Raw genomic sequence first — 10124 nt, 5'->3', positions numbered from 1 at the left:
CTGGTCGATCGGGCCGCTGGTGCGGGATCTGGGAGTGGCGTATGCATGCCGGTGCGCGGGACAGGCCCCGGCCTGGGAACCGTTGCCGGTGCAGTATGTCGACTACACGCTGTGGCAGCGCGAGCATCTGGGCGATCTGACCGACCCGGACAGCCGCATCGCCGGACAACTGGCCTACTGGGAGCAGGCGCTGGCCGGGCTGCCCGAGCGGCTGGAGCTACCGACTGACCGTCCCTACCCGCCGGTGGCAGACCACCGTGGCGCAACCGTGATGGTGGACTGGCCGGCCGAGTTGCAACAGCAAGTCACGCGGGTGGCCCACGAGCACAACGCCACCAGCTTCATGGTGGTGCAGGCCGCACTGGCGGTGCTGCTTGCCCAATTGAGTGCCAGCTCTGATGTGGCAGTCGGGTTCCCGATCGCTGGGCGTCGCGATCCGGCGCTCGATGAGTTGGTCGGGTTCTTCGTCAACACGCTGGTGCTGCGGGTGGATCTGAGTGGTGACCCCACGGTCGCCGAGGTGGTCGAGCAGGTGCGTCAGCGTGCGTTGGCAGCCTTCGAGCACCAGGACGTGCCGTTCGAGGTGCTGGTCGAGCGGCTCAACCCGACCCGCAGCCTGGCCCATGAGCCCGTGATCCAGGTGATCTTTGCCTGGCAAAATCTGCCCGGTCTGGACAATGACGCCGCGACCGCGCTCAGTTTGGGTGATGTGCAGGCCGCCCCGCTGGAGGCTGACACTCAGACTGCCCGCATGGATCTGGTGCTCTTCCTTCGAGAGCACTGGACCGACGCCGGCGAGCCTGCCGGAATCTGGGGCTCGGTGGAATTCCGGACCGATGTGTTCGATGCGGCCAGCATCGAGACCCTGATTGAGCGGTTGCGCCGGGTGTTAGTGGCGATGACGTCTGACCCGGGTCGTCGGCTGTCGTCGGTGGACCTGCTCGATGCGTTTGAGCAGGTGCGTTTGGACGAAGTTGGTCACCGGGGTGTGTTGGCCCGCTATGGGACCGAATCATCGATTCCTGAGCTGTTTGCCGGCCAGGTGGTGCGGGCCCCTGATGCGGTGGCGGTGCGGTTCGGCGACCGGTCGTTGACTTACCGCGAGCTTGATGAGGCATCGAATCGATTGGCACACTTGCTGGTTGGAATGGGTGCCGGACCGGGGCGCTGTGTCGGTTTGTTGACAGGCCGGTCGGCTCATGCGATCGTCGCGATTCTGGGTGTGCTGAAGTCAGGGGCGGCGTATCTGCCGATCGACCCGGCCCATCCGGAAGCGCGTGTGCAGTTCATGCTGGCCGATGCTGCGCCGGTGGTGGTCCTGACCACGGCTGGCTTGGTTGACCGGATGGCCGGCTGCGGTGTGCCGGTCCTACAGGTTGACGATCCCCGGATCGACTCCTCGCCTGGCACGCCTGTGGCGGCGGGGCCGGCCGCTGACGACGTGGCGCACATCATCTACACCTCGGGCACCACGGGTGTGCCCAAAGGTGTTGCCGTCACCCATCAGAACGTGACGCGGCTTTTCGATGGTCTGGACGTGGGTGTCGAGATGGGTCCGCAGCAGGTGTGGGCTGCGTGTTCGTCGTTGGCTTTTGACTATTCGGTGTGGGAGATCTGGGGCGCTCTGTTGCACGGTGGGCGACTGGTGGTGGTGCCCGAGCAGGTGACGCGGTCACCACAGGAGCTGCAGGCGTTGCTTGTCGGTGAGCGGGTGACGGTGTTGAGTCAAACCCCGTCCGCGGTGGGGATGCTCTCGCCGGCGGGATTGGAATCGGTGTCGGCGTTGATGGTGGCCGCTGAACCGTGCCCGCAGGAAGTGGTGGATCGGTGGGCGCCGGGCCGGGTGATGATCAACGGCTACGGCCCGACCGAGACAACGGTGTACGCCACGATCAGCGCTCCGCTACACGCCGGGGCGGGTGTCGTACCGATCGGTGCGCCGGTACCCGGCGCCGGGCTGTTCGTGTTGGACCAGTGGCTACGCGGAGTCCCGCCAGGTGTGGTGGGGGAGCTGTATGTGGCCGGCCGTGGCGTCGGCATCGGTTATGTGCGCCGGCCGGGGTTGACCGGATCGCGTTTCGTCCCTTGCCCGTTCGGGCCGCCGGGCACCCGGATGTACCGCACCGGGGATCGGGTGTCCTGGGGAGCCGACGGGCAGCTGCGGTATGCCGGCCGCGCGGACGAGCAGGTCAAGATCCGCGGCTACCGCATCGAACTCGGCGAAATCCAGTCGGTGTTGGCGTCCCATCCCCGCGTCTCCCAAGCGGTGGTCGTCGCCCACACCACCACGTCCACCGCGAGCCAGGGTGAGCCGACCGCCGACAAACGGTTGGTGGCCTATGTCGTCCTGGACCCGGAGATGATGCTGGTCCGCGAGTCTGCCCGCGAAGCGGAACTCGTCGACCAGTGGCAGGGCGTGTACGAGGGCCTGTACTCGGGTGAGTCCTTCACCACGGGCACGCCCACCGAACTGGGCGAGGACTTCGGTGGCTGGAACAGCAGCTACACCGGAGATCCAATTCCGTTGCCGCAGATGGAGGAATGGCGTTCGGCCGCGGTTGCCAGGATCCTGGCGCTGCGACCGCGCCGAGTGCTGGAGATCGGTGTGGGCTCGGGGCTGCTGCTTGCGCAGGTGGCCCCGGAGTGCGTCGAGTATTGGGCAACGGACTTCTCGCCACCGACGATCCAGACATTGCGGGCGAAAGTCGCCGGGCAGCCATGGGCCGACCGGGTACGGTTGCGGGCGCAGCCGGCCGACGCCCCCGATGGGATTCCGCAGGGTCACTTCGATGTAGTGGTGCTCAATTCGGTCATCCAGTACTTCCCGAGTGCGGGCTATCTGCTCGATGTGCTGGCCGTGGCGATGCGGTCACTGGCACCCGGCGGGGCTCTGTTCATCGGCGATGTGCGCAACCTGTCGCTGTTGCGGGCGTTCACTGCCGGGGTGGTATGCGCCAGCGGTGAGGACGTCCGTGACGCCGAGGACAGAGCTGCCGCGGTAGGTGAGCGGGTGCGTCGGGAGATACTCTCCGAACAGGAGCTCTTGGTGGCTCCGGAGTTCTTTGCGGCGTTGCCGCGACACCTCGACGACATCGCCGCTGTCGAGGTGCGACTCAAGGACATGCGGGCGATCAACGAACTCAGCGGCTATCGGTATGAGGTGGTGCTACGCAAGGGGCCGATCCCGGTGCGGTCGGTTGCGGACCTGCCATCCGAACCATGGCAGCGGTTCGGGGGCCTGGCCAGGCTGGCCGACCATCTGCGGTCCGAGGGGTTACCGGAGCTGCGCGTCTCCGGGGTTCCTCATGCCGGAATCTGGCCGGATGTGGAGCTGGTACGCGAGCTGGACAACGCGGGTGACCGCGAGTATGTCAGCGAGTTGCGTTCCGGCATTTCGGCTTCCGGCGCAATGCTACCGCATGACTGCCTGCAGCTGGGGCGGGAGCTGGGGTACGCCGCGGCCGTGACCTGGTCGCAGTGTGATGGGCTGGTTGACATCATCTACACCCGTGCCGCCGCGTCATCGGCCGACGGTGCCGTGCCGGCGCTGTCGGATCTTTACCTGCCCAGCACTGCAGCGGGCTCACTGGCCGCATACGTCAACGACCCGTCTGCGATCGAACGGGCGGGGGAACTGCGTCGTTTCGCGGGGGACAAGCTGCCCGAATACATGGTGCCCGCGGCGATCATGGTGCTGGACGCCCTGCCGCTCACCGTCAACGGCAAACTCGATCGCCGGGCACTGCCGAACCCGGAGTTTAACAGCGCGGTGGCCTACCGGGCTCCTCGTGACCAGCGCGAGCGGGCTCTGGTCGCCCTGTTCGGTGAGGTTCTGGGGGTCGCCCGAGTCGGTATCGACGACGGGTTCTTCGACCTCGGCGGACACTCCCTCTCCGCGACGCGACTGGTCGCGCGAATCCGGGCCGAGCTGAATGTCGAGGTGACGATCCGGGCCTTGTTCGATGCCCCCACCGTGGCCGAGTTGGCCGAGTGGATGAGCGCACATGCCGGGGATCGGGCCGGCGCGGCACTGACCGTCCAGGAGCGGCCCGCGGTGCTGCCGTTGTCGTATGCCCAGCAGCGGTTGTGGTTCCTGGACCAGTTGCAGGGCCCCTCACCGGTTTACAACATGCCTACCGCCTACCGGATCACCGGGACGCTGGATAGCGAAGCGCTGGGGGCGGCGCTCACCGATGTGGTGGCCCGGCACGAGAGCCTGCGTACCGTCTTTACGGCGCTCGATGGGCTACCGCAGCAGGTCGTGATTCCCACGGAGCAGGCGCAGTTCAGTTGGCAGGTGGTGGATGCCCGCGGGTGGCCGAAGCCGCGGCTGCGGGAGGCCGTCGACGCGACGGTGCGGCACTGCTTCGATCTGGCCGGCGAAGTTCCGGTACGGGCAACGCTTTTGCGCGTCGACGAGAGTGAGCACGTACTCGTTGTGGTGGTCCACCACATTGCTGCCGACGGTTGGTCGATCGCGCCGATGGTGCGCGATCTCGGGATGGCCTATGCCGGCCGATGCGTGGGTCAGGTTCCCGACTGGTCGCCGCTGCCGGTGCAGTATGTCGACTACACGCTGTGGCAACGCGAGCAACTAGGTGATCTCAACGATGCCGGCAGTCCGATCGCCGCCCAGGTGGCGTACTGGGAGCAGGCATTGGCAGGGCTGCCCGAGCGTCTCGAGTTGCCGACGGATCGGCCGTATCCGCCGGTCGCCGACTACCGCGGAGCAAGTGTGGCGGTGAATTGGCCGATTGAACTGCAGCAGAGAATCGGTCGACTGGCGCGGGAGCATGATGCCACCAGCTTCATGGTGCTGCAGGCGGCGCTGGCGGTGCTGCTGTCGAAGCTGAGCGCCAATTCTGATGTGGCGGTGGGTTTCCCGATTGCGGGGCGGCGAGATCCGGCGCTCGACGATCTGGTGGGATTCTTTGTCAACACCTTGGTGCTACGGGTGGACCTTGGCGGCGACCCGACCTTCGCGGAGCTCATGGCCCAGATACGCCGGCGCAGCCTGGCCGCCTACGAGCACCAGGACGTGCCCTTCGAGGTGCTCGTGGATCGGCTCAACCCGATCCGGAGCCTGACCCACCACCCCCTGGTCCAGGTGATGTTCGCCTGGCAGAACTTCGTCTCCCGAGACAGCGGCGAGTCTGGCACCGAGCCACTTCTGAGCGACCTGCAGGTGACCCCGCTTCCGGCCGACACGCAGGCCGCCCGGATGGACCTTGCTTTCTCCCTTGAGGAGCGCTGGACCGGGACCGGAGCACCGGACGGAATCGTCGGCTCCGTGGAGTTCCGTACCGACGTGTTCGATGCGGACAGCATTCGGACACTGATCGAGCGCCTGGAGCGGGTGGTGTCGGCCTTGACCACCGATGCTCATCAGCGGGTCTCATCGGTGGACGTGCTCATCGATGGCGAACGGGATTGCCTGGAAGAGATCGGCAACCGCGCCGTGCTCACCACCTCCGCGGTGTCGGTGTCGGTGCCGACGTTGTTCGCCGAGCAGGTGGCACGCGCACCGCACGCGGTGGCGGTGACGGATGCCGGCCGTTCACCCCAGTCCTGTGGAAGTCGCTCGAAGACGTATCAGGAACTCGATGACGCGTCGAATCGGTTGGCGCACTTGCTGGCCGAAGCGGGCATCGGACCAGGGCACAGTGTGGCGCTGCTGTTCAACCGGTGCGCCGAGGCGGTCGTGGCGATGCTGGCAGTGCTCAAGACCGGAGCGGCCTATGTGCCGATGGACCCGGCACACCCAGAGACACGGATCGCTTTCATTCTCGCCGACGCCGCGCCGAGTGCCGCGATCACCTCCGCAGTGCACCTCGATCGCCTGGACAGAGCCGGCCTGTCGGTCATCGACATCGATGATCCCCGCATCCACGGCTACCCGAACACGGCATTGCCGGCGCCGGAGGCCGACGAGATCGCCTACCTGATATACACCTCGGGCACCACTGGTACTCCCAAGGGGGTAGGGATCACGCACCACAACCTGACGCACCTCGCCGCGTCGATGCCCATCGGGCTTCCGGCCAATCAGGTTTGGACGCAGTGCCATTCGTACGCATTCGACTTCTCGGTGTGGGAGATCTGGGCGGCGCTGTTGACCGGCGGGCGGCTGGTCGTGGTGCCCGAAGAGGTGACCAATTCGCCGGAGACCTTCCACGATGTTCTTGTTTCAGAAGACGTCAATGTGCTGACCCAGACCCCATCTGCCGTGGCGGCTCTCTCGCCGGAGGGGTTGGGATCGACTGCGCTACTGCTCGGCGGTGAGTCCTGCCCGAGTGATGTGGTGGACCGATGGGCGCCCGGGCGCGTGGTGATCAATGCCTATGGCCCGACCGAGGCGACCGTATATGCGTCGATGAGTGCGCCGTTGACGACGCCGGAAGTGGCAGGGCCGCGGGTGGTTCCGATCGGTGCTCCGGTGTCGACGTCGGCGTTGTTCGTGCTGGATCAATGGCTCCTCCCGGTACCCAGCGGGGTGGTGGGCGAGTTGTACGTGGCCGGCCGCGGGGTGGCGTGCGGCTACATGGGCCGGTCCACATTGACCGGGTCGCGGTTCGTCGCATGCCCGTTCGTCGGGCCGGGGGCGCCCGCAACCCGGATGTACCGCACCGGTGACCTCGTGTATTGGGATGCCGACGGCCAGTTGCGTTACGTGGGGCGTGCCGATGAGCAGGTCAAGATTCGTGGCTACCGCATCGAACTCGGTGAGATCAGAACAGCATTGGCCGATCTGGACGGGGTAGTGCAGGCCGCGGTGATGGTCCGGGAGGACCATCCCGGAGACAAGCGTCTGGTCGGCTATGTCACCGAGTCGGTGGCCGGGGCGGTAGACCCGGATCGGGCGCGAGTGACTCTGGCCGACCGGCTGCCGGTCTACATGGTTCCGGCGGCGGTGATGGTCGTGGATGCATTGCCTCTGACCTCCAACGGAAAACTCGATACCCGTGCTCTGCCGGCACCTGAATACAAGGTCGGGCAATACCAGGCCCCCGAGACTGCTGCCGAAGAGGTCTTGGCCGGGATCTACGCTGAAGTGCTAGGTCTGGAGCGCGTCGGGGTCGATGACTCGTTCTTTGACCTGGGCGGCGATTCCCTGCTGGCGATGCGGGCCGTCGCCGCGATCAACAAGGCCACGGACGCACATCTGGCCGTACGCGTGATCTTCGAGGCGTCGACCGTGAGAAGCCTGGCTCAGCAGATCGGAAGTGCGGGCAGTGCTGAGGAAGTGGTGCCCGTCGACATCCTCAGGGCGGGCTCAGGCATTCCCGTGGTCTGCATTCACGACGGGTTCGGGTTGAGCTGGTCGTATCGGGCACTCGGCGAATACCTGGACTGCCCGATCATCGGAATCAACCAAACGCCGACGGCAGACCAGTCAGAACCCACATCGATAAGCAATCTGGCCGCGATCTACGCGGACCGCGTTCAAGCCCTGCATCCGGATGGCCCCTACCGGCTCCTCGGCTGGTCGTTCGGTGGCGTCGTCGCACATGCGCTCGCCGTTGAGCTACAGCGACGAGGATGCGAAGTCCAGCGCCTCGTACTCCTGGACGCCGCATTGAGGACGAACAAACTCACCACCGGCGCCGACAGGCTCGTCGCCGAGAACCGGGTGCTGGCCGAGGGACTGGTGCTGGAATACATCTTGCAGACCAACAACATCGACGTGCCGACGCACCGGAAGCCCATCGACTACCAGCGGGCGGAAGAGCTGATTCGGGAACAGGGTGTGCTGGGATTCTCTCTCCCGCCAAAGCCGTTGCTGGAGTTCATGGCCCAAAGCCTCAACGAGAACCAGCTGCGCCTGCTCGATCACGCGCCCGAGGTATTCGATGGAGAGGTCGCCATTTTCATGGCCGCGCGGCACGGAAGTGAAGACGACGACGGACCGGGACTACGGTCCCGCTGGCGTGGGATACGGAACCGGCGGGCCGCCCGGACCCATCTACAAAGCTGGCAGCCGTGGATTGCCGGCGAGATCAACACGTACTCCGTCGACTGCACGCACTACGAGATGTTCACGCCCAGGGCGCTCAGTGAGTATGGAAGCCGGCTCAGACTGTTCCTGGACGGCTGACAGACCCGGTCACCAAATCCCCGGCAGCAGGCGGTAGCGAACCTTCTGCATGTAGTCGCGGTATCCGTCCAGCTCCACCTCGAGGACTCTCTCCTCGTCCTGGATGCGTAGCGCGAAGAGCAGGACGCCCGGGATGAGAAATATGAGGCCCCAGAAGGAGCCGAGCGCAAGGGGTATTCCCACCAGAAGCAGCGCGTTGCAGGTGTACATCGGATGTCGTACGAGTCCGTATAGGCCAGTGGAGACAAGGTGTTGATTCTCCTCCACCCGAACCGTCACGGCCGCATGGTTGTTCTGCATGAGCACCAGGCCGATCGCGGCAAGTCCGAGCGCAACCAGCACGTCGCCGGCCAATGAGACCTCTGTGGCGACCACCGACCATTTGAAGCGGTGGTCGAGAGCGCTCACGACGATCATTGCCGCCCACAGCGACAAGACACCAATGGCGATGGCCTTCTGCTGGGGTCGCTCTTCGGCGGTCGGCAACCGCCGCAGCAGCACTGCGGGATTCTTGCGCAGGAAGTAGATGGCCGACACCCAACCCGAGACCACGAGCACCGCGAGAAACACCCAACCTCGCCAGTAGTCGAATGTGCCTGCGGAGGCAAATATAACCAGACCTGTCACGGCCATGCCGATGGAACCTGAAATCAGCATTCTGACAACGGTGTTCATGGGCCCTCCCAATGCTGAGCCATGATCCTCAGCTAACAGGATACTCGCCGGCTCCGACTTCCGCTGAATCAAGATCGTCGGCCGATACTCGGATCAGAGGCCGCCCATGCCCCTGGCCAACAACGAGAGTCCGACCACTGCGAGGATCGCCGCCACGAACTTCTGGTGATGCATGCGGGCCCACTCATGCAACTTACGCAGTGCGGCTTGGGTTCTCTCCGGTGCGACTATGTTGCTGACGAGAATGATCTCCTCCACCAAGAGCACGCCGAAGACGAACGCGATCGTTGCGACCAGCTGGACCTCGAGCGAGGCGCCCGAAGCCACCACGATGGCCAGGGCGAACAGCACTCCGTCCAGCGGTGGAAGCACTATGAGGCCGATGATGAAGGGAATCCACGGGGACCCGTTCTGCCAAGCGTCACGCGCGCGGCCGAGCAGCCGCCGGATCGGAGACTTTTCTTCCCCGTCTGTCTCGGCCGACTTCCCGGTGGGATGCAGGAACCTTGTGATGACGGGTGGTGCACCTGAATCGAGTACGAGTGTGGTGGTGCCGTCGCCGGTGTTGTCCGCTACCTTCCGATGGGCGCCACCTGCCGAGACGGGTGTCCGTAACAAGTTGCGCGCCACCATGAACACGGCGATCGCCAGGAGAACCACGCCTGTGACGATCGTGATGCGCTGTGCGATCGGATTCGCGGTGGGGTGCGCGAAATTTCTCGCGAAAGCCGACGATGTCGGCGTGGAGTGGAGTACGAACAGTGGAATGACGAGGGTGGCGAGCCCTACCAGCACCGCGCCGGTCCAGTAGGCGAGCAGGTTCTGCATCGGCCGCGGCCTGGACAGCACCAAGATGATGATGCCGAGGCGCACGGGATTGATCGTCGTCAAGAGTGCCAGTACGGCCAGCGAGCCCCACATGAGCGGAATGCTACCTCGCAATCTATTTGCTGTATTGACTTTCTGGACAACATTCAGGAGTTGTCGGAGCTGATTTGGCCGTACAGGCCCTCAGGGCCGTACTGGTCGTGGTGCCCGGAACCAGCAGTGCGTGGGCCCATCACGCACTGCCTCCGCGAACTCGCTGATACCCTGTTGCTTTCCCCCGCCATGTTGATATCGATTTGGTCAGATCCCTTGTTAAGTAATGAGTTTCAATCCGGCTCCGCCGCCGCTCTCCAAATGCCGATCAGGAACTGTCGATGCGGCGGGCGTGCGTCGTCGTCTCCGTGGGCGGAGATGGCCGGTGGGCCGGCGTATGACTCGGGAGCTGGTTCGGTCGATGCGCGGGCAGGCCGGTTCCGTATCCGGGCCGGCGTTTGCTGTAATCGACCCGTTCCGACCGTTTGGTCCA

The 10124-nt window shown here is 65.1% G+C and carries 3 protein-coding genes; 1 reads left to right on the top strand and 2 read right to left on the bottom strand.

Going from position 1 to position 10124, the window contains the following annotated elements; all coding sequences use genetic code 11:
- Positions 1–8095, top strand: an 8095-nt coding sequence (locus EH231_RS19035; protein WP_124714320.1) for a non-ribosomal peptide synthetase, incomplete at its 5' end; no start/stop codon positions are given.
- Positions 8096–8104: 9 nt separating this feature from the next.
- On the opposite strand, the gene EH231_RS19030 is transcribed toward EH231_RS19035, so the two are convergent.
- Together EH231_RS19030 and EH231_RS19025 are read right to left on the bottom strand one after the other, a co-directional pair.
- Positions 8105–8770 (bottom strand): methyltransferase family protein, encoded by a 666-nt coding sequence (locus tag EH231_RS19030; RefSeq protein ID WP_164480947.1) that lies wholly within the window; start codon positions 8768–8770, stop codon positions 8105–8107.
- A 93-nt stretch (positions 8771–8863) separates the two neighbouring features.
- Entirely contained in the window at positions 8864–9691 is an 828-nt protein-coding gene (locus EH231_RS19025; RefSeq protein ID WP_170856275.1) for a GAP family protein, read from the bottom strand.
- Between the last annotated feature and the right edge of the window lie 433 nt (positions 9692–10124).

Source organism: Mycolicibacterium nivoides (assembly GCF_003855255.1).
GTDB classification, from domain to species: Bacteria; Actinomycetota; Actinomycetes; order Mycobacteriales; family Mycobacteriaceae; genus Mycobacterium; species Mycobacterium nivoides.
Note: the sequence above shows the minus strand (reverse complement) of the source record. Positions and strands in the feature narration are given on the sequence as shown.

Bases quoted from the DNA above. Each gene is read 5' to 3' on its own strand.
- EH231_RS19025 (WP_170856275.1), bottom strand. From the start codon at position 9,691: ATGTGGGGCTCGCTGGCCGTACTGGCACTCTTGACGACGATCAATCCC.
- EH231_RS19030 (WP_164480947.1), bottom strand. From the start codon at position 8,770: ATGAACACCGTTGTCAGAATGCTGATTTCAGGTTCCATCGGCATGGCC.